A 25,036-nucleotide genomic window follows, 5' to 3' on the forward strand; every position below is an offset into this window, starting at 1 on the left:
ACACGCGAGTGCGTGGGGCAGCACGCTGCCGACCTCGGACGCGAAGGGCTTCTGGGGCGCGTTCGGCTGTTCGTGCTGGGCGGTCTGACATGTCGACGACGATCGGCCGGTACAGCCCCGCGTGGATCCGTGTCCTGCTCGCGCAGCCGTGGGTCGGCGCGCTGGTCCGGCTTGCACTCGTTTCCGCCTTTCTGATCGGCGGGGTCGCGAAGGCGCTCGACTTCGACGGCGCGGTCGCGGAGCAGGCGCATTTCGGCCTGCATCCGGCCGCGCTGTGGGCGGCGCTCGCGATCGCGGTCGAGATCGGCGGCTCGCTGTGCGTGGTGTTCCGCCGCTTCACGTGGCTCGGCGCCGGCAGCCTCGGCATGCTGACGCTCGTCGCGATGGTCGTGGCGAACGATTTCTGGAACCGCTCGGGCGCCGAACATTTCATGGCGCTCAACAGCTTTTTCGAGCATCTTGGGCTGATCGCGGCGCTCGTGCTCGCGACCGTGCTCGACGATGCGCGGCAACCGGCCGGCGACGGCAGCAGTTGACCGGGATTCCCCCGACCGGTGCATCATTTGAAGAAACAACAAGGACATCCGTTATGAAAACCCTTCGTTCCGCGTTGCTGGCGCTTGCGATTGCCAGTGGTCTCGTCGCCGCGCCTGCCGCGTTCGCGAAACCGCCGGTTCCGCCCGCGGTCGCGCCGACGGTGGCCGTCGGTCCGCAGTACGACACCACGCACGTGTGCGTCGCGCCGGAAGACTTCGACCGCTTCACCGACAGTTTCGTCGCGACGTTCGGCGGCAAGAAATCGAAGCAGGGCGTGTTCCAGGTCACGCCGACGCCGAGCCAGACGATGTCGCAGCTCGTGCTGACGCCGGTCGGCACGATCTCGGTGTTCGGCTTCAAGACGCCGGTCCCGTATCCGTTCTGCGCGGAGCGCACCGGCTATCTCGTCACCGATATGGACGTCGCGGTGAAGTCGGCGCGCGAGCACGGCGCCGACGTGATCGTCGACACGTTCCCCGATCCGATCGGCCGCGATGCGGTCGTTGCGTGGACGGGCGGCGTGAACATGCAACTCTACTGGCACACCCAGGCGCCGAACTACGACGCGTTGCAGACCATCCCCGAGAACCGGGTCTACGTGTCGCCGCAAAGCGTACGCAAGTTCGTGCACGATTTCGTCAAGTTCTCGAAAGGCAAGGTGGTGTCCGATAACCTGAAGGCGCCGGGCATCGAGATCGGCCGGCCGAACGACACGTATCGCCGGATTCGCATCGAATCGGGCTTCGGCAAGATGACCGTGCTCGTGACGGACGGCCATCTGCCTTACCCGTACGGGCGCGAGATGACGGGCTACGACGTGCCGGACCTGGCCGCGACGCTGGAGAAGGCCAAGGCGGCGGGTGTGAGCGTGCTCGTGCCGCCGTACACCGCGGACGGCCGCGACGCGGCACTCGTGCAGTTCCCGGGCGGCTACGTCGCCGAAATTCACGCGAGCGCAGCGCGATGAAGCACGAAGACACGATCCTTGCCGCGGTGGCCGGCTTCGTCGATACGCTGAGCTTCGTCGCGCTGTTCGGGCTGTTCACCGCACACGTGACGGGCAACTTCGTGCTGATCGGCGCGGGCATCGCGGGCTTCGGCCAGGGTGTCGTGCTGAAGCTCAGCGTGTTTCCCGCGTTCGTGTGCGGCGTGATCGCGGCGAGCCTGATCGCGCGGTCGATGTCCGGGCGGCCCGCCTGGCAGGGCACGCGCGCGCTGCATGCGGTGCAGGCCGTGCTGCTGCTCGGCTTCTGCGCGGCCGGCGTGTGGGCGACGCCCGTCACGCAGCCCGACAGCTTGCCGGCGCTCGTGGCCGGCATCGTCGGCACGTTCGCGATGGGCGTGCAGAACGCGCATCCGCGCGTGATTTCGCGCGCGGGCGGCGTGCCGAACACGGTGATGACGGGCAACGTGACGCAGGCGATCCTCGACGTCGTCGACCTGCTGTCGGCCGGCACGGCCGACGCCGCGCGCGCGGCGGCGCGGGCGCGCTTCGGCAAGATGCTGCCGGCGATCGTCGCGTTCGCGCTCGGCGCGGCATGCGGTGCGCTCGGGTTCCGCTACGTCGGATTCTTGGCGCTGCTCGCGCCGGTCGGCGCGCTCGCGACGCTTGCACTGTGTGCGGCGCAAGCGGCCGCACCCGCCGCGCAGGAGCGCGCATGACCGCGCGGGGGCAGCGCAGACGCGACGCCCGCGGCTTCGAACGGGCCGCGCGCCTGTCGGTCGTCGCGGCGCTGTTGTGCGCGGGCGCCGACGCGGCGGTCGCGGAAACGGCGGCTGAAACGACTTCGACTTCGACACCGACATCGACGCAAGGACCGGCGCAGCCTTCGGCTGCGTCATCGGTTTCGACCTCGACGCCGGCAGCGACCCAGACGGCCACCGCCGCATCGACGTGCACGACCAAACGCCCGACGGTGCTGTTCAACCGCTGGCAGGAGGACTGGTCGGTGCTCGCGAATCCGTGCGTGCCGCGTGCGCCGCTCGACGGACTGAAATACATTCCGCTCGGCAACGATCCGGCGTCCTATCTATCGCTCGGCGTGAACCTGCGCGAGCGGCTGGAGACCAACGACGCGCCGCTGTTCGGGATCGGCTCCGCGCAATCGGACACGTACCTGATCCAGCGCGTCGAAGTGCATGCCGATGCGCATCTCGGCCAGCACTGGCAGTTCTTCGCGCAGTTGCAGGACGCGCGCGCGTTCGGCAAGAACACGGTGTCGCCCGTCGACAAGAACCCGCTCGATCTCGAACAGGCGTTCGCGACCTACACGGGCGCGCTCGGCGGCGGCACGTTCAAGTTCCGCGTCGGCCGGCAGGAGATGGCGTTCGACCTGCAGCGCTTCATCGCCACGCGCGACGGCCCGAACGTGCGGCAGGCGTTCGATGCGGTCTGGGCCGATTACGAATACGGGAAATGGCGCTTCATCGGCTACGCGACGCAACCGGTGCAGAACCGCAACGCGTCCGATTTCGACGACGTGTCCAATCGCGGTCTCACCTTCAGCGGCGTGCGCGTCGAGCGGCAGTCGGTCGGGCCGGGCGACCTGTCCGGCTACTGGTCGCGCTACAACCGCCGCAACGCGCGTTTCCTCGATGCGAGCGGCGCCGAGCATCGCGACGTGTGGGACGTTCGCTACACGGGCACGCAGGGCCGTTTCGACTGGGATCTCGAGACGATGCTGCAGACCGGGACGGTCGGCAACGACACGATCGGTGCGTGGGCCGTCGGCTCGATCGCGGGCTACAAGCTCGATGCGCCGTGGTCGCCGCGCGTCGCGTTGCAGATCGATGCGGCCTCGGGCGACCGGCATCCGCACGACGGCCGCGTCGGCACCTTCAATCCGCTGTTTCCGAACGGCTATTACTTCACGCTGGCCGGCTACACGAGCTATGCGAACCTGATCCACGTGAAGCCGTCCGTGACGCTGAAGCCGTCGGCGAACCTGTCGCTGCTCGGCGCGCTGGGTTTCCAGTGGCGCGAGACGACCGGCGACGCCGTCTATCAGCAGCCGAACGTTCCGGTGCCGGGCACGGCAGGCAAGGGCGGCCGCTGGACGGGGATGTACGTGCAGCTGCGCGCGGACTGGACGATCGCCGCGAACCTGATCGGCGCGGTCGAGGCCGTGCACTTCCAGGTCGGCGACGCGATCCGGCAGGCGGGCGGGCACAACGCGGACTACGTCGGCGTCGAGCTGAAGTACGGCTGGTGACGCGGCCGCGCGGCACCGCGCGCGCATGAAAAACACCCCAAAGGCGGGATTCGCATCCGGCTTTGGGGTGCAGGTCGCAGCGGGTCGCCCTTCGTTCGTCCGGGCCGGCCGCGCGGCCGGCCCGTTCGCGGTGATGCCGTTACAGGTTCGGCGACAGCGTGAGCGCGTTCGTCAGGTCGCCCATCGGCTGCGCGCCGTTCGCCTTCAGTGCGTCGTCGCGCTGCTGCAGGCCCGGCAGGCGCGGCAGCGAGAAGCGGCGCGTGATGAGACGCAGGATCGAACCCGTGTCGTACTGCGTGTGGTCCACGAAACCCTTCTTCGCGTACGGCGACACGATCAGCGCCGGAATCCGCGTGCCCGGACCCCAGCGATCGGCGGTCGGCGGCGCGGCATGATCCCAGAAGCCGCCGTTCTCGTCGTACGTGACGACGACGACCATGTTCTTCCACTGCGGGCTTGCCTGCAGGTGCGCGATCACGTCGGCGATGTGCTGGTCGCCGGAGGTGACGTCCGTGTAGCCCGGGTGCTCGTTCAGGTTGCCTTGCGGCTTGTAGAACGTGACCTGCGGCAGCGTGCCCGCGTCGATCGCCTTGATGAACTCGGCGCCGTTCGCGCCGCCGTCGAGCAGGTGCTGCGCGCGGCTCGCGGTGCCCGGTGCCTGGTTCGCGAAGTAGTTGAACGGCTGGTGGTGCGGCTGGAAGTTCGGCGTCGACAGGTCGGCGCCGTAGATCACGTTCGACGTGCCGTTCTGGCTTGCCTGCAGCGCCTGGCCCCACGCGCCGCCGTACCATGCCCACGACACGCCCGCATTGGTCATCAGGTCGCCGATGTTGGTCGCCGTCTGCGGCGGCATCGTCGACGGATTGGCCGGATCGGCGAGCAGCGGATCGCCGCCCGTGGCTGCCTTGTTGCCGCTCGGCTGATACGGCGGCTGCATCGTGTTGACCGCGAAGAAGTCGGGCGTGATCGCGCCGTCGTTGACGAACTTCGGCGGGCCGCTGAGCGCGGACGCGGGCGAGTTCGTCGCAACCTTCAGCGACTTGCCGTCCGCGTTCAACACGGCGATCTTGCCGGCCGCGGGGCTCGTGTTCGCGTTCGCGTAGAACGGCGCGCACGCGCAGATCAGGTACTGGTGGTTCAGGAACGAGCCGCCGAACGCACCCATGAAGAAGTTGTCGGCGAGCACGTACTGCTGCGCGATCTTCCACAGCGGCAGCTTCGACGGGTCCGGCGTGTAGTGGCCCATCGTCAGGCCGCCCGCATCGGTCCATGCGGCGTACATGTCGTTCTTGCCGCCGTTGATCTGCATCTGGTCCTGGTAGAAGCGGTGCACGATGTCGCGCGTTGCGATGCTCATCGACTGGTTGAAGCCCTTCGGATCGTCGATCGCGAACGGCGCGTTCGGCAGGTTCGCCGTCATCGCCTCGGTGACCGCCGGCGTGATGCCGGTCGCGGTCAGGCCGCCCCAGATCTTCGGCAGCGTCGCCATCGTCGAGCCGTCACGATCCTTCTGCACCGAGTTCGCCGCCGTCGCGTTCTGCAGGCCGTTCGCGCCGGGGAAGTTGCCGTACAGGTTGTCGAAGCTGCGGTTTTCCGCGTAGATCACGACGACGTTCTTGACGGCCGACAGGCCTTGCTGCGTGACATCGTCGCCGCCGCAGGCGGTCAGGCTGAGCGCGGCCGCGAGGGCGATCGGCGTGTAACGAATCCAGGCGTGCTTCTTCATGCGATGTTCTCTCTTTCGTCGTGTGTCGCGTGTGGGAATCGCGGTGGTGTCGGGCCGGCGCGGGAACCTTCGGACACCTGCCGGCTGCGCGCATTATCTGGAACCGATTTGACAGCCGGGTGTAGGGGCGCTTTCAAATGACTGTCGGTCGAACGTCATGCGGCGGTCACGGAACTGACATAAGCTCCGGCCGGTTGCCCACCGCTACAAGAAGAACGACGATGCACAGCCTTCTGAAATCCTTCGCGTCCGCGCGATCGCTGATCCCTGCCGCGGCGGCGCTGGCGCTGGTCGGCGGGCTCGCGGCGCTCGCCGGTTGCGATGCGCGCCCCGGTGCCGATGCATCGGCCGCCGCCATCGTGCCGGCGGCACAGGCCGCACCGGCCGCTCCGGCGGTCGCGCCGGCCAGCCAGCCGCAGACGCGCGCACAGGTATTCGAGGGCGTGAAGCAGATGACGGCGCTCGGCAAGCAGTTGTTCTTCGATCCGTCGCTGTCCGGGTCCGGCAAGCTCGCGTGCGCGTCGTGCCATAGCGCCGAGCATGCGTTCGGGCCGCCGAACGCGCTGTCGGCGCAACTCGGCGGCGACGACATGCACAGCACGGGCTTTCGTGCGGTGCCGTCGCTGAAGTACCTGCGCGGCATTCCGCCGTTCAGCGAGCACTTCCACGATTCGCCGGACGAAGGTGACGAAAGCATCGATGCGGGCCCCACCGGCGGGCTGACCTGGGATGGCCGCGTCGATACGCGCGATGCGCAGGCGCGCATTCCGCTCACGTCGCCCTTCGAGATGAGCAGTTCGCCGGCGCGGGTTGCGAAGGCGGTGCGCGCCGCGCCGTATGCCGACGCGTTCCGCAAGGCGTTCGGCGACCAGGTTCTCGGCGACGACCAGGCGACGTTCGGTGCGGTGCTGCGCGCGCTCGACGCATTCCAGCAGCAGCCGGCGCTGTTCGATCCGTACACGAGCAAGTACGACGCGTACCTGGCCGGCCACGCGCAGCTGACACCCGCCGAGCTGCGCGGGCTGCAGCTGTTCAACGACGAGAAGAAGGGCAACTGCGCGAGCTGCCACGTGAGCCAGCGCACGCTCGAAGGCGGGCCGCCGCAGTTCAGCGATTTCGGCCTGATCGCGATCGCGGTGCCGCGCAACCGCGCGCTGCCGGTCAATCGCGATCCGCGCTTTTACGACCTCGGCGCGTGCGGCCCCGAGCGCACCGACCTGAAGGGCCGCGACGAATTCTGCGGGCTGTTCCGCACGCCGTCGCTGCGCAACGTCGCGCTGCGCAAGACGTTCTTCCACAACGGCGTGTACCACTCGCTCGAGGACGTGATGCGCTTCTACGTCGAGCGTGACATCCATCCGGAGAAGTTCTATCCGGTCGTGCACGGCAAGGTGCAGGTCTACGACGACCTGCCGAAGCGCTACTGGCCGAACATCAACCGCGAGCCGCCGTTCGACCGCAAGCGCGGCGACGCGCCCGCGCTGAACGCGGCCGAGATCAGGGACGTGATCGCGTTCCTGAACACGCTGACCGACGGATATCAACCGGCAGCCGCGTCGGCGGCCCGCTAGACGACGTTCCTGGCGGCACGCATGCTATGCTCGCTGGCTGACGGGCGTGGCGCGTGCCGGTTCGCCGGCCGCCGGTTCGCCGGCCGCGCGCCATGCCGTTCGATCGAACATCCAAGGAGAACAACACATGTCGATGCGTGCATCCCTTTCCGTCGTCACGCGCGTGCTGGCCGGCGCCGCGTGCGCAGCCGCGATGCTGCCTGCCTACGCACAGAGCAACCTGGGCTTCCTGAACGACACGCCGCTCGCCTACTTCAGCAAGACCGACCGTGCGTCGCTGGCCAAGGCCGTGGCGCAGGTGCGCGACGAAGGCAAGGACGGCGAGACCACGACCTGGCAGAGCAGCGGCCGCGGCACGCAGATCGATGCGAAGCTCACGCCGTCGACGTCCGAGAACGACGGCAAGACCTGCCGCGAGATCGCCACCGACATTTCCGCGAAGGGCCAGACGCTGACGCTCAAGCCCGTCTATTGCAAGACCGCCACGGGCAAGTGGCAGCTGCAGAAGCGCTGAGCGCGCGTGCAATGAAGCGCAGCGGTGCGTCGCGCACGGTGTCGTGCGGCGTCGTGATTCTCGACGGGGCCGGCCGCGTATTCCTCGCGCACGCGACGGACACCACGCACTGGGACATCCCGAAGGGGCAGGGCGAGCCCGGCGAATCGCCGGTCGACGCGGCGCTGCGGGAGCTGCGCGAGGAAACCGGCATCGAGTTCGCGCCGGCGCGGCTGCTCGATCTCGGCCGCTTCGCCTACCGTCACGACAAGGACCTGCACCTGTTCGCGGTGCAGGTCGCGGACGACGAGATCGATCCCGCGCGCTGCACGTGCACGTCGCTGTTCCCGAGCCGTCGCGACGGCTCGCTGATTCCCGAGATGGACGCGTATCGCTGGACCGCGCCCGGCGACGTCGACGCGTATGCAAGCCGCAGCCTCGCGCGGCTGTTTCGCACGACGCTGTCGCTCGCGGATCTGCATCGGCGGTTGGCGAGCGCGTAAGCGCGGCGGCCGGCGCAGCCGCGCTTGCGCGCACGCAATAAAAAACGGCCCGAAGGCCGTTTTTTTTCATCCTGCGGCGGGCGGTGCGAGGCCGCCGCGCCGCGCGCGGCGCAGGCCGTCAGGCCGGCTTGCCCCAGCTGTCGCGCAGCCCGACGATCCGGTTGAACACCGGCTTGCCCGGCTTCGAATCGACGCGGTCGGCGACGAAATAGCCGTGACGCTCGAACTGCAGGCGCGTTTCCGGCGCGACGTCGCCGGCGCCCGGCTCGACGTAGGCCTGCGTGACCTTCTTCGAGTCCGGGTTCAGCGCCTCGAGGAAGTTCGCGCCGCCCGCGTCCGGGTGCGGCGCCTTGAACAGCCGGTCGTAGATCCGCACTTCGGCCGCCTGCGCGTGCTTCGCGCTGACCCAGTGGATGTTGCCCTTGACCTTGTAGTTGTTCGCGCCTTCGGTGCCCGACTTGCTGTCCGGGAAGTAGTTGCAGTGCACGGCCGTCACGTTGCCGTCGGCGTCCTTGTCGAAGCCCGTGCATTCGATCACGTAGCCGTAGCGCAGGCGCACCTTGTTGCCCGGGAACAGGCGGAAATAGCCCTTCGGCGGGTTCTCGACGAAGTCCTCGCGCTCGATCCACAGCTCGCGCGAGATCGGGAAGGTGCGCACGCCGCGGTCGGGATGGTGCGGGTGCACGGGCGCCGTGCACGCTTCTTCCTGGCCTTCCGGATAGTTGTCGATCACGAGCTTCAGCGGATCGAGCACGGCGACCGAGCGCGGCGCCTTGTCGTCGAGGTCGTCGCGCAGCGCACCTTCGAACACGCTCATGTCGATCCACGAATCGACCTTCGTCACGCCGATCCGCTCGCAGAACAGGTGAATGCTCTCCGGCGTGAAGCCGCGGCGGCGGATGCCGACGATCGTCGGCATCCGCGGGTCGTCCCAGCCTTCGACGTGACCTTCGGTGACGAGCTGCAGCAGCTTGCGCTTGCTGGTGATCGCGTACGTGAGGTTCAGGCGCGAGAATTCGATCTGTTGCGGCAGCGGGCGCGTGAACACGCCGGCTTCCGCGAGTTCGTTCAGCACCCAGTCGTACAGCGGGCGGTGATCCTCGAATTCGAGCGTGCACAGCGAATGCGTGATGCCTTCGAGCGCATCCGAGATGCAGTGCGTGTAGTCGTACATCGGATACACGCACCATGCGTCGCCGGTACGGTAGTGATGCGCGTAGCGGATCCGGTAGATCACCGGGTCGCGCATGTTCATGTTCGGCGACGCCATGTCGATCTTCGCGCGCAGCACGTGCTCGCCTTCCTTGAACTCGCCGGCCTTCATCCGGCGGAACAGGTCGAGGTTTTCCTCGGGCGAGCGGTCGCGGAACGGCGACGGCTTGCCGCCTTCGGTCAGCGAGCCGCGGTTCGCGCGCATTTCCTCGGCGCTCTGGCTGTCGACGTACGCCTTGCCGCGCTGGATCAGCAGCTCGGCGAATTCGTACAGCTTGTCGTAGTAGTCGCTCGCGAAATACTGGTGATCGACCGCGTCCTTGCGCCAGTCGAAGCCGAGCCAGCGCACGGCGTCGACGATCGAGTCGACGTATTCGACGCTTTCCTTTTCCGGGTTCGTGTCGTCGAAGCGCAGGTGGCACACGCCGCCGTAGTCGCGCGCGACGCTGAAGTTCAGGCAGATGCTCTTGGCATGGCCGATGTGCAGATAGCCGTTCGGCTCGGGCGGAAAGCGCGTCTCGACGCGGCCGCTCCATTTGCCGGTGCGGTTGTCGTCGTCGATGATGTTGCGGATGAAATTGGAAGCCGCGGGGGCGTCGTTGCGTTCGGTGCTCATGCGGTTGGCGTCAGGTTGTGTCGGCGCGTCGCGCCGGTTTAATCCCGTAATTCTACCTGACCGGGGTCCGTCCCGCGCGGGTTGCGGCGTCGGCAGGGCGGTTCGCGCTGCCGATCGCAATATCTCGATAGTGTGTCGGCTGTAACACGACGTAAATCGGATTGCCCCCCGCATTCGGCTTTTCCTATGATGGCTTCACCGAATCAATGCCGCCATTCGCAGTTTTTGCGGGGCGGGAGGAAGCCAACAATCATGATGAAGAAGACCACTTTTCTCGTTCGTACCGCGGTAATCGTCGCGGCCCTGTCGCAACTCGGCGCATGCGCGATGACGCATACGCAGCGTAACGCCGGGATCGGCGCGGCAGCGGGCGGCGCGCTCGGCTACCTGATCACGGGCGGCCCGGTCGGCACGGTCGCCGGCGCCGCGGCAGGCGGCCTCGTCGGCGCCGGCGTGCGCTGACCGAAGCCGGCGCGAGTGAGCGCCGGCCGGTCGCGTGCGCAGCGCGACCGATTCATGTACCGCACATCCATTCCGCGATTCGACAGGCAACATCAGGGAGGAGCGGGTGTGCGACACTTCGTCGACGTTACATAAAACGACTTCATGCGTCGACGAACCTTCCATGAGCGATTCTCTCGTTTTCGTGCTGCCGGGCTACGGCAACTCCGGCCCGTTCCACTGGCAAAGCCGCTGGGAGCGCGCCGACGCGCGTTTCGTGCGCATCGCGATGCCCGACTGGGACCGTGCGTTCCGCAACGGCTGGTGTCTCGCGCTCGATCGTGCGGTCGAAGCCGCGCCGGGCCCCGTGACGATCGCCGCGCACAGCCTCGGCACGCTGACCACCGCGTGGTGGGCGACCCGTTACGCGCGGCCGGCCGCGCTCGAGAAAGTGCGCGGCGCGCTGCTCGTCGCGTTGCCCGATCCGGCCGGGCCGGCGTTTCCGGCCGACGCGCACGGCTTCGGGCCGGTGCCGCACGAGCGGCTGCCGTTTCCGACCTGCGTGGTTGCGAGCAGCGACGATCCGTACGGCTCGCTCGCGTTCGCGCGCGGCTGCGCGCACGCGTGGGGCAGTGCGTTTCATGACCTCGGCCCGCGCGGCCACATCAACGCGGACAGCGGGCTCGGCGACTGGCCGCAGGGGCGCGGCTGGCTCGATGCGCTGGCGCGCTAGCGTCGGGTCGATCGATTCGACGCCGGCCGTCCGGCTGGCGCCCGGGCCGCGCCTGCGGTCGCCCCGCGCTGGCAGCAGGTGCGCGAGCGCGCAACGGCACGCCTGCGCGCGCCCGCCCGCTCAAATCGCCTGCTTCGCCTTCAACGCGGCGATCCGCACATCGTCGTAGCCGAGCATGTCGCGCAGCACGTCTTCCGTCTGCGCGCCCAGCAGCGGCGGGGCGGTGCGCGCATCGGGCGGCGTCGCGCTCATCCGGATCGGATTGCGCACGAGCTTCACGTCCGCGCCGCACGGGTGCGGCAGCGACACCTGCATTCCGCGCGCGACCACCTGTTCGTTGTCGAACACCTCGTCGAGTTCGTTGATCGGCCCGCACGGCACGCCGGCCGCTTCGAGCACGGCGATCCAGTCGGCCTTGCCGCGCGCCTTCACCATCTCCGCGAGGATCGGCACCAGCGTGTCGCGGTGGCGCACGCGTGACGGATTCGTCGCGAACCGTTCGTCGTCGGCCAGCTCGGGCCGCCCGCCGGCCTCGACGAACTTGCGGAACTGCCCGTCGTTGCCGACCGCGACGATGATCCAGCCGTCGCTCGTCTGGAACGTCTGGTAAGGCACGATGTTCGGGTGCGCGTTGCCCCAGCGCACCGGCGGCTTGCCGCTCGCGAGGAAGTTGGTGTTCATGTTCGCGAGCAGCGCGACCTGCACGTCGAGCAGCGCCATGTCGATGTACTGGCCTTCGCCCGTGCGATCGCGGTGCGCGAGCGCGGCGAGCACCGCGATCGTCGAATAGAGGCCCGTCGCGAGATCGGCGATCGCCACGCCGGCTTTCTGCGGGCCGCCGCCCGGCTCGCTGTCGCGCTCGCCGGTGATGCTCATGAAGCCTCCGATCCCCTGGACGATGAAGTCGTAGCCCGCGCGGTGCGCGTACGGGCCCGTCTGGCCGAATCCGGTGACCGAGCAGTAGACGAGATCGGGCTTCACCGCACGCAGCGATTCGTAATCGAGCCCGTATTTCTTCAGCTGGCGGACCTTGTAGTTCTCGAGCACGACGTCGCTCTGCGCGGCGAGCTCGCGCACGATCTGCTGGCCTTCCGGCGTCGCGATGTCGACCGTCACCGAGCGCTTGTTGCGGTTCGCCGCGAGGTAGTACGCGGCCTCGGCCGTATCGGCGCCGGTTGCGTCCTTCAGGTACGGCGGCCCCCAGTGGCGCGTGTCGTCGCCGGCGCCGGGGCGCTCGACCTTGATCACGTCCGCGCCGAAGTCGGCAAGCGTCTGCGCGCACCACGGGCCCGCGAGCACGCGGGTGAGGTCCAGCACGCGGATATGGCTCAGGGCACCCATCGTCGAATCGTCTCCTTTCATGGCTCGCCCGGCCCGAGGCAAGGCGGATTGGCATGCCGAGCATCTTAAGGCGAATCGGCCGCGCCGGTGGCCCAGGCCGCTCGTCCGGCGCGGCGGGCCGCTGGCGTGGGAGCCGCCGATCTGTATCGTATAATCGCTCGTTTACGATATCTGCCCGCCGTGCGTCCGCGAGGACGGCCGGCGTTTGAAGCCGTCTCAGCCAGACATTCCCCGCACGCCATGAAAGCTGCCGAAATCCGCGAGAAATTCCTCAAATTCTTCGAATCGAAGGGCCACACGATCGTCCGCTCGTCGAGCCTCGTGCCCGGTAACGACCCCACGCTGATGTTCACGAACTCGGGCATGGTCCAGTTCAAGGACGTGTTCCTCGGCACGGATCCGCGTCCGTACACGCGCGCCACGACCGCGCAGCGCAGCGTGCGCGCGGGCGGCAAGCACAACGACCTCGAGAACGTCGGCTACACGGCGCGCCACCACACGTTCTTCGAGATGCTCGGCAACTTCTCGTTCGGCGACTACTTCAAGCACGACGCGATCCGCTTCGCGTGGGAACTGCTGACCACGGTCTACCAGCTGCCGAAGGAAAAGCTGTGGGTCACCGTCTACCAGGAAGACGACGAAGCGTACGACATCTGGGCGAAGGAAGTCGGCGTGCCGACCGAGCGGATCATCCGCATCGGCGACAACAAGGGCGCGCGCTACGCGTCGGACAACTTCTGGACGATGGGCGACACCGGCCCGTGCGGCCCGTGTACCGAAATCTTCTACGACCACGGCCCGGACGTGTGGGGCGGCCCGCCGGGATCGCCTGAAGAAGACGGCGACCGCTACATCGAGATCTGGAACCTCGTGTTCATGCAGTTCAACCGCGACGCGCAGGGCAACATGACGCGCCTGCCGAAGCAGTCGGTCGACACCGGCATGGGCCTCGAGCGCCTCGCCGCGGTGCTGCAGCACGTGCACAGCAACTACGAGATCGACCTGTTCCAGAACCTGATCAAGGCCGCCGCGCGCGTGACCGAGATCAGCGACCTCACGAACAACTCGCTGAAGGTGATCGCCGATCACATCCGCGCGTGCTCGTTCCTGATCGTCGACGGCGTGATCCCCGGCAACGAAGGCCGCGGCTACGTGCTGCGCCGCATCGTGCGCCGCGCGATCCGCCACGGCTACAAGCTCGGCCGCAAGGGCTCGTTCTTCCACAAGCTGGTGGCTGACCTCGTCGCCGAGATGGGCGCAGCCTATCCGGAACTGAAGGAAGCCGAACAGCGCGTGACCGACGTGCTGCGCCAGGAAGAAGAGCGCTTCTTCGAGACGATCGAGCACGGGATGTCGATCCTCGAAGCGGCGCTGGCGGATGTCGAAGCGAAGGGCGGCAAGGTGCTCGACGGCGAACTCGCGTTCAAGCTGCACGACACGTACGGCTTCCCGCTCGACCTCACGGCCGACGTGTGCCGCGAGCGCGGGATGACGGTCGACGAGCCGGCGTTCGACGACGCGATGGCGCGTCAGCGCGAGCAGGCGCGCGCGGCCGGCAAGTTCAAGGCCACGCAGGGCCTCGAATACTCGGGCGCGAAGACCACGTTCCACGGTTATGAAGAGATCGCGTTCGACGACGCGAAGGTCGTCGCGCTGTACGTCGACGGTTCGGCCGTCAACGAAGTGAAGCACGGCCAGGATGCGGTCGTCGTGCTCGACCACACGCCGTTCTACGCGGAATCGGGCGGCCAGGTCGGCGACCAGGGCGTGCTCGCGAATGCAGCGACGCGCTTCGCCGTGGCCGACACGCTGAAGGTGCAGGCCGACGTGATCGGCCACCACGGCACGCTCGAACAGGGCACGCTAAAGGTCGGCGACGTGCTGCGCGCGGAAATCGACGCGCATCGTCGCGCACGCACGCAGCGCAACCACTCGGCGACCCACCTGATGCACAAGGCGCTGCGTGAAGTGCTCGGCGCACACGTGCAGCAGAAGGGCTCGCTCGTCGACGCGGAGAAAACCCGCTTCGACTTCGCGCACAACGCGCCGCTGACCGACGACGAAATCCGTCGCGTCGAGCAGATCGTCAACAATGAAATCCTCGCGAACGCGCCGGGCATCGTGCGCGTGATGCCGTACGACGAAGCGGTGAAGGGCGGCGCGATGGCGCTGTTCGGCGAGAAGTACGGCGACGAAGTGCGCGTGCTCGATCTCGGCTTCTCGCGCGAACTGTGCGGGGGCACGCACGTGCACCGCACCGGCGACATCGGCTTCTTCAAGATCGTCGTCGAAGGCGGCGTCGCGGCCGGCATCCGCCGGGTCGAGGCGATCACCGGCGACAACGCGGTGCGCTACGTGCAGGAGCTCGATGCGCGCGTGAACGAAGCGGCCGCCGCGCTGAAGGCGCAGCCGTCGGAACTCACGCAACGCATCGCGCAGGTGCAGGACCAGGTGAAGTCGCTCGAGAAGGAACTGGGCGCGCTGAAGTCGAAGCTCGCGTCGAGCCAGGGCGACGAGCTCGCGCAGCAGGCGATCGAAGTCGGCGGCGTGTTCGTGCTGGCCGCGACGCTCGACGGCGCGGACGCGAAGACGCTGCGCGAGACGGTCGACAAGCTGAAGGACAAGCTGAAGAGCGCGGCGATCGTGCTGGCGGCCGTCGAAGGCGGCAAGGTCAGCCTGATCGCGGGCGTCACGCCGGACGCAAGCAAGAAGGTCAAGGCCGGCGAGCTCGTGAACTTCGTCGCGCAGCAGGTCGGCGGCAAGGGCGGCGGCCGTCCGGACATGGCGCAGGCAGGCGGCACGGAACCGGCGAACCTGCCGGGCGCGCTGGCAGGCGTCAAGGGCTGGGTCGAAGAGCGTCTTTGATCGGCATGGCTGGTGATGCGGTGTGGTCGGGCTGACCGCGTCGCGTCACATCGCTTCGCATCAAAAAAAGCGACCCGATCGGCACGTGTGCCGGTCGGGTCGTTTTGTTTTTGTCGGTATGAAGAATTAGCGCGCTCCCTGGCGCTCGCCTGCGTTCCCGGCTCGGGCAGACGCCGACGCGGCCACCACCGCCCTGGCCGCATCGCCCGTGTCGGAATGAAGATCGAGCGCGCGCACCAGCGGCTGCCGGCGATCCCGACTCAGGCCGACACCGATGCGGCCACCGCCGCCTTGGTCGCATCACCCGGCTCCCGCGCAGCCTCGCCCAGCGCATCACGCAACGCGGCGAGCGCCGCCGATGCGTAACCATGCCGCCACGCGAGCAGCGTGTCGATCCCTTCGAGTTCGGGGATCGTGTGGGCGGCGACGTTGCCGGTCTCCGGCTGCAACTCGAGCACCGAGCGCGGCGCGACCGCGATGCCCGCGCCGGCCGCGACGCACGCGACGATCGCATGATACGAGCCGAGTTCGAGCACGCGCGCGGGCTTCATCCCGTGCGCCGCATACCATTGCTCGACATATTTCCGGTACGTGCAGCCGCGCTCGAACGCGACCAGCGTCGGCAGGATCACGTCGCGCGGCGTGCGCACGGCCGGATGGCCGCGCGGCGTCAGCAGCACGAGATCCTCGCGGAAGATCGGCACCGTCTCGAACGTGTCGGGCAGCGTGTCCGGCTCGGGCGGCCGCGCAAACAGCGCCGCGTCGATCTCGAAATCACGCACCTTGTCGATCAGCCAGCCGGTCGTGCCGGTCACGAGCTCCAGCGACACGTCGGGCCACGCATGGTGATAGCGCGCGAGCACGGTCGGCAGCCGGCTCGCGGCGGTGCTTTCCATCGTGCCGAGGCGCAGCCGCCCGCGCGGCGTGTCCTCGCGCACCGCGTCGCGCGCCTCGTCGGCAAGCGCGAGCAGCCGCTCCGCGTACGGCAGCAGCGTGTGCCCGGCCGGCGTCAGCACGAGCCGGCGGCCGTCGCGCACGAACAGCGCCGCGCCGAGTTCCTCCTCGAGCTGCTTGATGCGCGTCGTCACGTTCGATTGCACGCGATTGAGCTTCGCCGCCGCGCGCGTCACGCCGTTCTCGCGCACGACAGCCCGGAAAATCGCCAGCGCCGCCAGGTCCATGATTCTCTCCCGGAGATATGTCGATTCTTGATTATTCATTTATCGAGAACGTTCGGTCAAGCTACGATACAAGCGTTCCGATTTCCGTTCCGGCCGGCGCGCGCCGCGCGCGGCCCATGCCGCCATGTCCCGTTCCGATGCCCCGAGCGCCGTCGCCGGCGTACACCTGCCCGATGACGCCGACCGCCGCGCCCGCGCAGCCGCGCTCGCCTGCATGATCGGGCTGGCGGTCGCGCTCGGCGTCGGGCGCTTCGCGTTCACGCCGCTGCTGCCGCTGATGCTCGCCGATGGCTCGATCGGCCTGAAGGCCGGCAGCTGGCTCGCGTCGGCGAACTACGCGGGTTATTTCGTCGGCGCGGTCAGTTGCGCGGCCGTGCGGGTCGCGCCCGCGCGGATGGTGCGCTTCGGGCTGGCCGCCACCGTGCTGTTGACTGCGGCGATGGGCGTCGGCCATCTGCTCTCCGTGTGGCTCGTGGTGCGCTTCGTCGCGGGCGTCGTCAGCGCATGGACGTTCGTGTTCGTGTCGCAATGGGGGCTGCGGCGGCTCACCGAACTGCATGCGCCCGAGTGGAGCGGGGTGATCTACGCGGGGCCGGGCGTCGGGATCGTGCTGACCGGGCTGATCGGCAGCGCGCTCGCCGGCCATCGCGCGGCGCCCGGCTGGCTCGGCTTCGCGGCGTTGTCGGCGCTGCTGTCGGTCGCGATCTGGCGCACGTTCGGCAGCGCGCCGGGGCCGGCCGCCTCGACAACCGCCGCGCGGGGCGCCGCGGCGCCGGCCGTGCGCGAGAGACCGGCCGCGCCGGCCGCGGCACCGCACGACGCACGGCGCCATCGCGCCGACGCCGCGTGGCTCGTCGTGCTGTACGGGATGCCGGGCTTCGGCTACATCATCACCGCGACGTTCCTGCCGGTGATCGCGCGTGCTGCGCTGCCGGCAGGCTCGCCGTGGCCCGACCTGTTCTGGCCGATGTTCGGCGCGGCGCTGATCGTCGGCGCGATCGCCGCGTCGCGATTGCCCGGCCACTGGGACAACCGGCTGTTGCTCGCCGCCGGCTGCGCGACGCAGGCGCTCGGGATCGCGGCGGGGATCGTCTGGCCGAACGCGGCCGGCTTCTCGGTCGGCAGCGCGCTGCTCGGCCTGCCGTTCACCGCGATCACGCTGTTCGCGATGCGCGAGGCGCGGCGGCTGCATGGCGAGCGAGCGGCCGGGCTGATGGGCTATGCGACCGCGTCGTACGGGGTCGGGCAGATTCTCGGTCCGCTCGTCGCCGCGCCGCTGACCGCGCGCTTCGGGTCGTTCTCGCCGGCGCTGTGGGTCGCGGCAGGCGCGTTGCTCGCCGGTGCCGCCGGCTTCGCGGCGACGGCCACGCGCGGGCGTGCGCAACCCCGCATGCAACCCTGACCTCATCGGGGCCGGATCGTCTGCGGCGCGGGCAAACTCGCTAGAATGAGGCCTTTCCCGCGCCAAGCGGGCGCGCGACGCGGCCGGCAGGCCGCCGCCGGGCGCTCGCCAGATCCCCATCGATGACCACCGCCGACTACCGTTTTTGCCCGCGCTGCGCGCGTCCGCTGACCGAGCGCGCCGATCCCGACCACGAAGGCGGCCGCATCCGCCAGGCCTGCCCGGACGACACGTGCGGCTACGTGCACTGGAACAACCCGCTGCCGGTGGTGGCGGCGATCGTCGAACTCGACGGCAAGATCCTGCTCGCGCGCAACGCGGCCTGGCCGGAAGGGATGTTCGCGCTGATCACCGGCTTCCTCGAGAACGGCGAGACGCCCGAGGACGGCATCGCGCGCGAGGTGTTCGAGGAAACCGCGCTGAAGGCCGAGCAGGTCTCGCTGGTCGGCGTCTATGAATTCATCCGCAAGAACGAACTGATCATCGCGTACCACGTGCGCGCGTCGGGCACCGTCGCGCTGTCGCCGGAACTGCTCGAATACCGGCTCGTCGATCCGCCGCTGCTGCGCCCGTGGCGCGCCGGCACCGGCTACGCGCTCGCCGACTGGATGCGCGCGCGCGGCCTCGATTTCGAATTCGTCGACCGAGCGGGGCAGTGACGGGCCGCGCCGCCGCCATGTCGTCCGTCGCGCCGGGCACGATCGCGGCGCGGCACCTCGCCATTCGCCGGCGGGCCGTTCCGCACCGCCGCCGCGCGACGTGCGCTTCATCTTCCTCGTCCTGACCGCCCACCGCCACCGCCATCGCCATCGCCATGTCCGACAAGCCGCAGCCGCGTCCGCGCGACGCCTACCGCCACTTCCTGCCGATCACGACCCGCTGGATGGACAACGACGTCTACGGGCACGTGAACAACGTCGTCTACTACAGCTACTTCGACACCGTCGTGAACGAATACCTGATCCGCGCGGGCGTGCTCGACGTCGAGCACGGGCAGACGATCGGGCTCGTGGTCGAGACGCAGTGCAACTACTTCGCGCCGCTCGTCTTTCCGCAGTCCGTCGACGCGGGGCTGCGCGTCGCGAAGCTCGGCACGTCGAGCGTGCGTTACGAGATCGGGCTGTTCGCGGCGGGCGAAGCCGCGCCGGCCGCGCAGGGGCATTTCGTGCACGTGTACGTCGATCGCGGCACGCGCCGCCCGGTGCCGCTGCCGGACGCGCTGCGCGCGGCGCTCGAACCGCTCGCCGGCTGACGGGCGCGCGGCGGTGCACGCGTTCGCGCTCCAGGCGTTCAACGGCCTCAGCTACGGATTGCTGCTGTTCATGCTGTCGGCCGGCCTCACGCTGATCTTCAGCGTGCAGGGCGTGCTCAACTTCGCGCATGCGAGCTTCTACATGCTCGGCGCGTATGTCGGCTACAGCATCGCGGCCCGCGCGGGGTTCTGGCCCGCGCTCGGGCTCGCGCCGCTCGCGGTCGGGCTGCTCGGCGCCGGCTGCGAGCGCGCCCTGCTGCGCCGCGTGCAGGCGCACGGGCACACGAGCGAACTGCTGCTGACCTTCGGGCTCGCGTACCTGATCGGCGAGGGCGCGAAACTGCTGTGGGGCCTCGCACCGCTGCCGGCGCCGGTGCCGCCGCTGTTCGACGGCGCGCCCGTGACCGTGTTCGGCCTCGCGCTGCCGCGCTACCGGCTCTTCATGATGGCGATGTCCGCGGCGATGCTGGCCGCGCTCGGCGCGCTGCTGCGCGCGTCGCGCCTCGGCCTCGTCGTGCGCGCCGCGCTCACGCACCGCGCGGCCGTCGAGGCGCTCGGCTACGACGTGCCGCGCGTGATGACGGGGCTGTTCGGCGCGGGCACCGCGCTCGCGGCGCTGGCCGGCGTGATCGGCGCGCCGCTCGCGGTGATCGAGCCGGCGCTGGCCGAGACCGTCGGGTCGGTGGTGTTCGCGATCGTCGTGATCGGCGGGCTCGGTTCGCTCGGCGGCGCGTTCGCCGCGTCGCTCGCGGTCGGCTTCGCGCAGACCTTCGCGGCGTCCAGCGACACGTCGCTGCGCGACCTCGCGCGATGGGCGGGCCTCGCGCTGCCCGACGGCGTCGCGGCCGTGTCGATCGCGCAGCTCGCCCCGCTGGTCCCGTACCTGCTGCTCGTCGCGGTGCTGGTCGCCCGGCCGCGCGGGCTGTTCGGCGAGCGTGTCGATGGCTAGCCGCGCGCGGGCCGGCGCGCTGCGCTGGGTGCTGTTCGCCGCGTGCGTGGCCGTGCCCGCGTGGCTGTGGCCGCATGGCGCGGTGCTCGGCTATCTCGCGCAGACGGCCGCGCTCGTCGTGCTCGCGCTGTCGTACAACCTGCAGCTCGGCACGACCGGGCTGCTGTCGTTCGGCCATGCCGCCGTCGCGGGGCTCGGCGCGTTCGCCGCCGCGCACTGGTTCAATCGTGTTGGCGCGCCGCTGCCGCTGTTGCCGCTCGTCGGCGGCGCGGCCGGCGCGGGCTTCGGGTTCCTGGCCGGCCTGCTCGCGACACGCCGCGCGGGCACCGTGTTCGCGATGATCACGCTCGGCCTCGGCGAATGCGTCGCGGCGGCCGCGTGGAGCGTGCCTGCGTGGTTCGGCGGCGTCGGCGGCGTGCCGATCGACCGCGCGAGCGGCGCGCCCTGGGGCGGCTGGCATTTCGGTGCGCAAACGCAGGCCTACGCGGTGATCGCCACATGGTGCATCGTGTCGGCGCTGGCGATGCACGCGCTGACGCGCACGCCGCTCGCCCGGCTCGCGAACGCGGTGCGCGACAACCCTGCGCGCGTCGCCGCACTCGGCACCGAGCCGCGCCGCGTGCGGCTCGCGATGGTCACCTGCGCGTCGTTCTTCGCGGGCATCGCGGGCACGCTGACGCTGATCGACGTCGAGATCGCGACGCCCGACAGCGTGTCGATGGCGCGTTCGGCGACCGTGCTGATCGCCGCGGTGATCGGCGGCACCGGCACGTTCTTCGGGCCGGCGGCCGGCGCGGTGGTGCTGACCGCGCTGAGCGTCGTCGTCGCGGGCGTGTCGCGCGCATGGGCGCTGTATCTCGGCGTGCTGTTCGTCGCGGTCGTCGTCGCCGCGCCGCGCGGGATCGCGGGCATCGCGCAAGCGTTCGCGCATGCATTGCGGCGCGGCGCGCCGGCGGCCGAGCGGTGGCGCTTGTTGTGCGGGGGCGGCGCGTGCGTGTTCTGGGGCGTCGCGATCGTCTGCGCGGCCGAGCTCGGCTATGCGTGGCGTTTCGCGCAGGACGACGGCACCGGCATCGCGTTCGGCGCGTGGGGCATCGACGCCGATTCGCCGGCGGGCTGGGCCGTCGCGGCCTCGGCGGCCGGCATCGGCACGCTGCTGTGGGGCTGGCGCGCGCGGTTGCTGAACCACCGGCACGGCACGTGGGAGGACGGGCGATGAACGGCAACGCGATCGCGCTCCACGGGATCGTGCAGCGTTTCGGCGCGCAGACCGTGCTCGACGGCATCGAATTGAGCATCGCGGCCGGCGAGCGTCATGCGCTGATCGGGCCGAACGGCGCGGGCAAGTCGACGCTGTTCGGCGTGATCGCCGGCGCGACGCGGCCGACGCGCGGGCGCGTCGTGCTGCACGGTGTCGAGTTGCGCGGGCGCGGGCCGGTCGTCGCGAGCCGGCTCGGCATCGGCCGCAGTTTCCAGCAGACGAGCGCGTTCGCGCGGCTGAGCGTGTTCGACAACCTGCGCTGCGCGGCGCTGCATGCGCCGGCCGAGCGGCGGCGCTGGTGGAACCGGCTGCGCGAATCGGCCTCGGTCGATCGCGCGGCCGCGCGCGTGCTGCACGACATCGGTCTCGATGCGCGGCGCGACGCGCCGGCCGGCGCACTCGGCTATGCGGAACAGCGCGCGCTCGATCTGGGCATCGCGCTCGCGAGCGGCGCGCGCACGCTGCTGCTCGACGAGCCGACCGCCGGCATGAACCGCGACCAGGCGGCGCGGATGATCGCGCTGATCCGCGCGACGACGCAGGGCCGCACGGTGCTGATGATCGAGCACGACATGGACGCGGTGTTCGGCTTCGCCGAGCGCATCACGGTGCTCGTGCGCGGCACGGTGGTCGCGACCGGTGCGCCCGACGCGATCCGCGCGGACCCGGCCGTGCGCGCCGCCTATCTCGGCGAGGGTGCATGAGCGCGCTGCTCGACATCCGCGGCCTGCGCGCGTGGTACGGGCGGCAGCCCGTGCTCGACGGCGTCGATCTCGCGCTCGCGCCGGGCGAGACGCTCGCGCTGCTCGGCCGCAACGGCGCGGGCCGCTCGACGCTCGCGAAGGCCGTGATGGGGCTCGTGCGCACCGCGGGCTCGGTGCGCATCGCCGGCGCCGAATGCGCGGGCGCGCGCACGTTCGAGATCGCGCGGCGCGGCGTCGCGTACGTCGCCGAAAGCCGCGACGTATTTCCGCTGCTGAGCGTGCGCGACAACTTGCGGCTCGGGCTGCGCGGCCTGCGCGGCGCGGCCGAACGTGCCGCGCTCGACCGGCTGCTCGCGCGCTTTGCGCTGCTGGGCGCGCGGGCCGACGTGAAGGCCGGGCGGCTGTCGGGCGGCGAGCAGCAGGTGCTCGCGCTGGTGCGCGCGCTCGCCGGCCGCCCGCGCGTGCTGATCGTCGACGAACCGGCCGAAGGGCTCGCGCCGCTCGCGGTCGACGCAGTCGGCGCCTGCCTTGCCGCGCTGCAGGACGACGGCGTCGCGATCCTGCTGATCGAGCAGCGGCTGCAGCTCGCGCCGCGGCTCGCGCAGCGCGTCGCGGTAATGGGGCGCGGGCGGATCGTCTACGACGGCGCGCTCGACGGGCTCGCCGGCGACGTCGTCGGCACGTGGCTGAGCGCCGGCTGACCGTCCGTCGGCCGATTGTTCGGCAAACCTCGCCAGTCAATTCGTGTCGAGCCGCTTTATCGCGGCCGCCGGAACCGCGAAGATTGCCAGCAAGGCCGGTGCGCCGCGACAGGCGCGACCGGTACCCATCCATCGAAGTCTTCCGACTGAGGAATGAAATCATGAGCAAGCTGGCAGGCAAGGTCGCGATCGTCACGGGCGCTTCCAAGGGGATCGGCGCCGCAATCGCGAAGGCGCTGGGCGCCGAAGGCGCGTCGGTCGTCGTCAACTACGCGAGCAGCAAGGCCGGCGCCGACGCGGTCGTGAGTGCGATCGTCGAAGCGGGCGGCCGCGCGGTCGCGGTCGGCGGCGACGTGTCGAAGGCAGCGGACGCGCAGCGCATCGTCGATACGGCGATCGAGACGTACGGCCGTCTCGACGTGCTGGTCAACAATTCCGGCGTGTACGAATTCGCGCCGATCGAGGCGATCACCGAAGAGCACTACCGTCGGCAGTTCGACACGAACGTGTTCGGCGTGCTGCTGACGACGCAGGCCGCCGTCAAGCATCTGGGCGAAGGCGCGAGCATCATCAACATCAGCTCGGTGGTGACGAGCATCACGCCGCCCGCGAGCGCCGTGTACAGCGGCACCAAGGGCGCCGTCGACGCGATCACCGGCGTGCTCGCGCTCGAACTCGGCCCGCGCAAGATTCGCGTGAACGCGATCAACCCGGGCATGATCGTGACCGAAGGCACGCACAGCGCGGGCATCATCGGTTCGGACCTCGACCGGCAGGTGCAAAGCCAGACGCCGCTCGGCCGCCTCGGCGAGCCGGACGACATCGCGTCGGTCGCGGTGTTCCTCGCATCGGACGATGCGCGCTGGCTGACCGGCGAGCGCCTCGTCGCGAGCGGCGGGCTGCACTGACCGCGCGAGCCGGCGCGCGCCCGCTACGCGATCATCGCGAGCGCGTTCGCGCCGACATGCCAGCGCAGGCTCTCGACGACGAGCGCATGATCGCGTTCGTCGTCGAGCCCGGCGATCGCCATCGCGCCGACGATGCCGCCGTCGGCCAGCCGCAGCGGCACGCCGCCGCCGTCGAGCGCATAGTCGGCATCCGACAATCCCTGCGACTGCAACGACCAGCCGGCGCGGCGAAAGCGCGCGCCGACCTCGAGCGAACTGACGCCGAAGCGCAACACCGTGTTCTGCCGGCGGCGGATCGCGTCGCTGTCGCGGGCGCGGCTGCCGTCCAGCGCGCAATAGAACAGCGGTGCGGCTTCGCCGACGATGCCGACCGCGATCGGCAGCCCGCGGCGCGACGCGAGATTGACCGCGATGTCGCCGAGCCGGCGCGCGACGTCGGCATCGAAGTGCGCCAGCATAGGCGTTGAGGCCGTGTCGCCGAAGGGCATGGGCGCGCAGCGCGGGAAGGGGATCGGCATGGCAGCTCCGTGTCGTCGCAAGTTCGGCCCGTGCACGCGTCCTGCGTCGCGCGCCGGCCGTCGATCGTTCAGCGCGTCAATGCATCAGCGCCCGGGCGCCGCGTCGAGCATCCACTCGTGCGCGGGGTCGTTCTTGAACGCCCACGCGCGGCTCGGCCCGGCCATCACGTTCAGGTAGTACAGGTTGTAGCCGTGCGGCGCGACCACCGGGTGATAGCCGCGCGGCACCATCACGACGTCGTGGTTCTCGACCGCGCATGCCTCGTCGAGGCTGCGGTCGTCCGTGTACACGCGCTGGAACGCGAAACCCTGCGGCGGATCGATCCGGTGGTAATAGGTTTCCTCGAGCGACGTTTCGTCGGGCGCCGCGTCGCGATCGTGCTTGTGCGGCGGATAGCTGCTCGAGTGGCTCGCGGGCGTGATCACTTCGACGACCAGCAGCCGGTCCGCGGCCGGGTTGTCGCCCATCAGGATGTCGCATACGTAGCGCGTGTTGGTGCCTTGCCCGCGCACCGCACGCCGCATCCGTTCGCCGTCGAGGCGCTGCACGCGCTTGTCGCCGCTCGCGTAAGGCGCGGTGCACAGCGCGACTTCCGCGTCGCGCGTCGCCACCAGCGTGACGGTCTTGCCACCCGGCACGTACAGTGCGTCCGGCGACACTTCCTCGAACACGCTGTCGCGCTTGCCGAGCGCGTCGTAGGTCTCGCCGTCTACTTGCGCGCGCAGCGTGCCCGTGAGCACGACGACGCACAGTTCGCGCGTGCCCGTGTCGAGCGTTTCGGTGTCGCCGGCCTTCAGGCGCAGCGCGCGAAAGCCGACGTGTTTCCAGCCGGCCGACTCGGGCGTCACGTTGCAGATTTCGCGGTCGGCGGATGCCTTGACCAGCAGGGGAGAAATCGTCATGGCGTGA

Annotated in this window: 24 protein-coding genes; 18 read left to right on the forward strand and 6 right to left on the reverse strand. The window is 69.7% G+C overall.

The window, feature by feature from the left end; genetic code table 11:
- The first annotated feature begins 89 nt into the window (after positions 1-89).
- Genes U4012_RS25880 through U4012_RS25895 form a run of 4 tightly spaced genes read left to right on the forward strand, consistent with a single transcriptional unit; the run spans position 90 to position 3,749 of the window.
- On the forward strand, positions 90-536 hold the full coding sequence (locus U4012_RS25880) for a DoxX family protein (protein WP_321802140.1): 447 nt from the start codon (positions 90-92) through the stop codon (positions 534-536).
- Positions 537-589: 53 nt separating this feature from the next.
- Positions 590-1,504, forward strand: a complete 915-nt coding sequence (locus U4012_RS25885) for a glyoxalase (protein WP_321802141.1) — start codon at positions 590-592, stop codon at positions 1,502-1,504.
- Positions 1,501-2,199: a YoaK family protein gene (locus tag U4012_RS25890; protein ID WP_044846118.1), complete on the forward strand. Its 699-nt coding sequence runs from the start codon at positions 1,501-1,503 to the stop codon at positions 2,197-2,199. Before U4012_RS25885 ends, U4012_RS25890 begins: the two co-directional genes overlap by 4 nt.
- Complete coding sequence (locus tag U4012_RS25895; RefSeq protein WP_321802142.1) at positions 2,196-3,749, forward strand: alginate export family protein; 1,554 nt, start codon at positions 2,196-2,198, stop codon at positions 3,747-3,749. The genes U4012_RS25890 and U4012_RS25895 overlap by 4 nt, the downstream gene beginning before the upstream one ends.
- A gap of 139 nt (positions 3,750-3,888) precedes the next feature.
- Here U4012_RS25895 and U4012_RS25900 read toward each other — a convergent pair whose 3' ends face one another.
- Positions 3,889-5,475, reverse strand: coding sequence for an acid phosphatase (locus tag U4012_RS25900; protein ID WP_044846117.1), 1,587 nt, complete (start codon positions 5,473-5,475; stop codon positions 3,889-3,891).
- Between the two features lie 221 nt (positions 5,476-5,696).
- Between U4012_RS25900 and U4012_RS25905 the strand changes: the two genes are divergently transcribed.
- The 3 genes from U4012_RS25905 to U4012_RS25915 all read left to right on the forward strand — a co-directional run bounded on the left by U4012_RS25905 (position 5,697) and on the right by U4012_RS25915 (position 8,042).
- Positions 5,697-7,046, forward strand: coding sequence for a cytochrome-c peroxidase (locus U4012_RS25905; RefSeq protein WP_321802143.1), 1,350 nt, complete (start codon positions 5,697-5,699; stop codon positions 7,044-7,046).
- Between the two features lie 127 nt (positions 7,047-7,173).
- Positions 7,174-7,560 carry a hypothetical protein gene (locus tag U4012_RS25910; protein WP_044846115.1) on the forward strand — a complete coding sequence of 129 codons (387 nt, stop codon included), beginning with the start codon at positions 7,174-7,176 and terminating at the stop codon, positions 7,558-7,560.
- Positions 7,561-7,571: 11 nt separating this feature from the next.
- Complete coding sequence (locus U4012_RS25915) at positions 7,572-8,042, forward strand: NUDIX hydrolase (protein ID WP_044846139.1); 471 nt, start codon at positions 7,572-7,574, stop codon at positions 8,040-8,042.
- Positions 8,043-8,160: 118 nt separating this feature from the next.
- On the opposite strand, the gene U4012_RS25920 is transcribed toward U4012_RS25915, so the two are convergent.
- Complete coding sequence (locus tag U4012_RS25920) at positions 8,161-9,870, reverse strand: glutamine--tRNA ligase/YqeY domain fusion protein (RefSeq protein ID WP_044846114.1); 1,710 nt, start codon at positions 9,868-9,870, stop codon at positions 8,161-8,163.
- 252 nt (positions 9,871-10,122) lie between these two features.
- Between U4012_RS25920 and U4012_RS25925 the strand changes: the two genes are divergently transcribed.
- Both U4012_RS25925 and U4012_RS25930 read left to right on the forward strand, forming a co-directional pair.
- Positions 10,123-10,332 carry an ornithine acetyltransferase gene (locus U4012_RS25925; RefSeq protein WP_006497729.1) on the forward strand — a complete coding sequence of 70 codons (210 nt, stop codon included), beginning with the start codon at positions 10,123-10,125 and terminating at the stop codon, positions 10,330-10,332.
- Positions 10,333-10,495: 163 nt separating this feature from the next.
- Positions 10,496-11,044, forward strand: a complete 549-nt coding sequence (locus U4012_RS25930; protein WP_124488938.1) for an RBBP9/YdeN family alpha/beta hydrolase — start codon at positions 10,496-10,498, stop codon at positions 11,042-11,044.
- A 120-nt stretch (positions 11,045-11,164) separates the two neighbouring features.
- Here the strand turns inward: U4012_RS25930 and U4012_RS25935 are convergent, their stop codons facing one another.
- Positions 11,165-12,385: a CaiB/BaiF CoA-transferase family protein gene (locus U4012_RS25935; RefSeq protein ID WP_321802144.1), complete on the reverse strand. Its 1,221-nt coding sequence runs from the start codon at positions 12,383-12,385 to the stop codon at positions 11,165-11,167.
- A 240-nt stretch (positions 12,386-12,625) separates the two neighbouring features.
- Between U4012_RS25935 and alaS the strand changes: the two genes are divergently transcribed.
- Positions 12,626-15,250: an alanine--tRNA ligase gene (alaS, locus tag U4012_RS25940; protein ID WP_321802145.1), complete on the forward strand. Its 2,625-nt coding sequence runs from the start codon at positions 12,626-12,628 to the stop codon at positions 15,248-15,250.
- Between the two features lie 260 nt (positions 15,251-15,510).
- Here alaS and U4012_RS25945 read toward each other — a convergent pair whose 3' ends face one another.
- A complete protein-coding gene (locus U4012_RS25945; protein WP_321802146.1) occupies positions 15,511-16,431 on the reverse strand; it encodes a LysR family transcriptional regulator in 921 nt (306 codons plus the stop codon).
- A 124-nt stretch (positions 16,432-16,555) separates the two neighbouring features.
- On the opposite strand from U4012_RS25945, the gene U4012_RS25950 reads away from it, so the two are divergent.
- The 8 genes from U4012_RS25950 (at position 16,556) to U4012_RS25985 (ending at position 23,608) form a co-directional block, all read left to right on the forward strand.
- On the forward strand, positions 16,556-17,833 hold the full coding sequence (locus U4012_RS25950) for a YbfB/YjiJ family MFS transporter (RefSeq protein WP_321802147.1): 1,278 nt from the start codon (positions 16,556-16,558) through the stop codon (positions 17,831-17,833).
- 122 nt (positions 17,834-17,955) lie between these two features.
- The gene (locus tag U4012_RS25955) at positions 17,956-18,492 is read left to right on the forward strand and encodes an NUDIX domain-containing protein (protein ID WP_321802148.1); all 537 of its coding nucleotides are present in this window, start codon (positions 17,956-17,958) and stop codon (positions 18,490-18,492) included.
- A 155-nt stretch (positions 18,493-18,647) separates the two neighbouring features.
- Positions 18,648-19,085, forward strand: a complete 438-nt coding sequence (locus U4012_RS25960; protein WP_044846106.1) for an acyl-CoA thioesterase — start codon at positions 18,648-18,650, stop codon at positions 19,083-19,085.
- Positions 19,086-19,098: 13 nt separating this feature from the next.
- Entirely contained in the window at positions 19,099-20,034 is a 936-nt protein-coding gene (locus U4012_RS25965; protein ID WP_044846105.1) for a branched-chain amino acid ABC transporter permease, read from the forward strand.
- Complete coding sequence (locus U4012_RS25970; protein ID WP_321802149.1) at positions 20,027-21,253, forward strand: branched-chain amino acid ABC transporter permease; 1,227 nt, start codon at positions 20,027-20,029, stop codon at positions 21,251-21,253. Before U4012_RS25965 ends, U4012_RS25970 begins: the two co-directional genes overlap by 8 nt.
- Complete coding sequence (locus U4012_RS25975) at positions 21,250-21,999, forward strand: ABC transporter ATP-binding protein (RefSeq protein WP_044846103.1); 750 nt, start codon at positions 21,250-21,252, stop codon at positions 21,997-21,999. The genes U4012_RS25970 and U4012_RS25975 overlap by 4 nt, the downstream gene beginning before the upstream one ends.
- Entirely contained in the window at positions 21,996-22,700 is a 705-nt protein-coding gene (locus U4012_RS25980; RefSeq protein WP_321802150.1) for an ABC transporter ATP-binding protein, read from the forward strand. The genes U4012_RS25975 and U4012_RS25980 overlap by 4 nt, the downstream gene beginning before the upstream one ends.
- A gap of 161 nt (positions 22,701-22,861) precedes the next feature.
- Positions 22,862-23,608: a glucose 1-dehydrogenase gene (locus U4012_RS25985; protein WP_124488947.1), complete on the forward strand. Its 747-nt coding sequence runs from the start codon at positions 22,862-22,864 to the stop codon at positions 23,606-23,608.
- A 23-nt stretch (positions 23,609-23,631) separates the two neighbouring features.
- On the opposite strand, the gene U4012_RS25990 is transcribed toward U4012_RS25985, so the two are convergent.
- Together U4012_RS25990 and iolB are read right to left on the reverse strand one after the other, a co-directional pair.
- Complete coding sequence (locus tag U4012_RS25990) at positions 23,632-24,126, reverse strand: heme-degrading domain-containing protein (protein ID WP_124488948.1); 495 nt, start codon at positions 24,124-24,126, stop codon at positions 23,632-23,634.
- Between the two features lie 84 nt (positions 24,127-24,210).
- Positions 24,211-25,029, reverse strand: coding sequence for a 5-deoxy-glucuronate isomerase (gene iolB, locus U4012_RS25995; RefSeq protein WP_044846099.1), 819 nt, complete (start codon positions 25,027-25,029; stop codon positions 24,211-24,213).
- Between the last annotated feature and the right edge of the window lie 7 nt (positions 25,030-25,036).

This window comes from Burkholderia sp. BCC1988, from assembly GCF_905339895.1.
Lineage (GTDB): Bacteria > Pseudomonadota > Gammaproteobacteria > Burkholderiales > Burkholderiaceae > Burkholderia.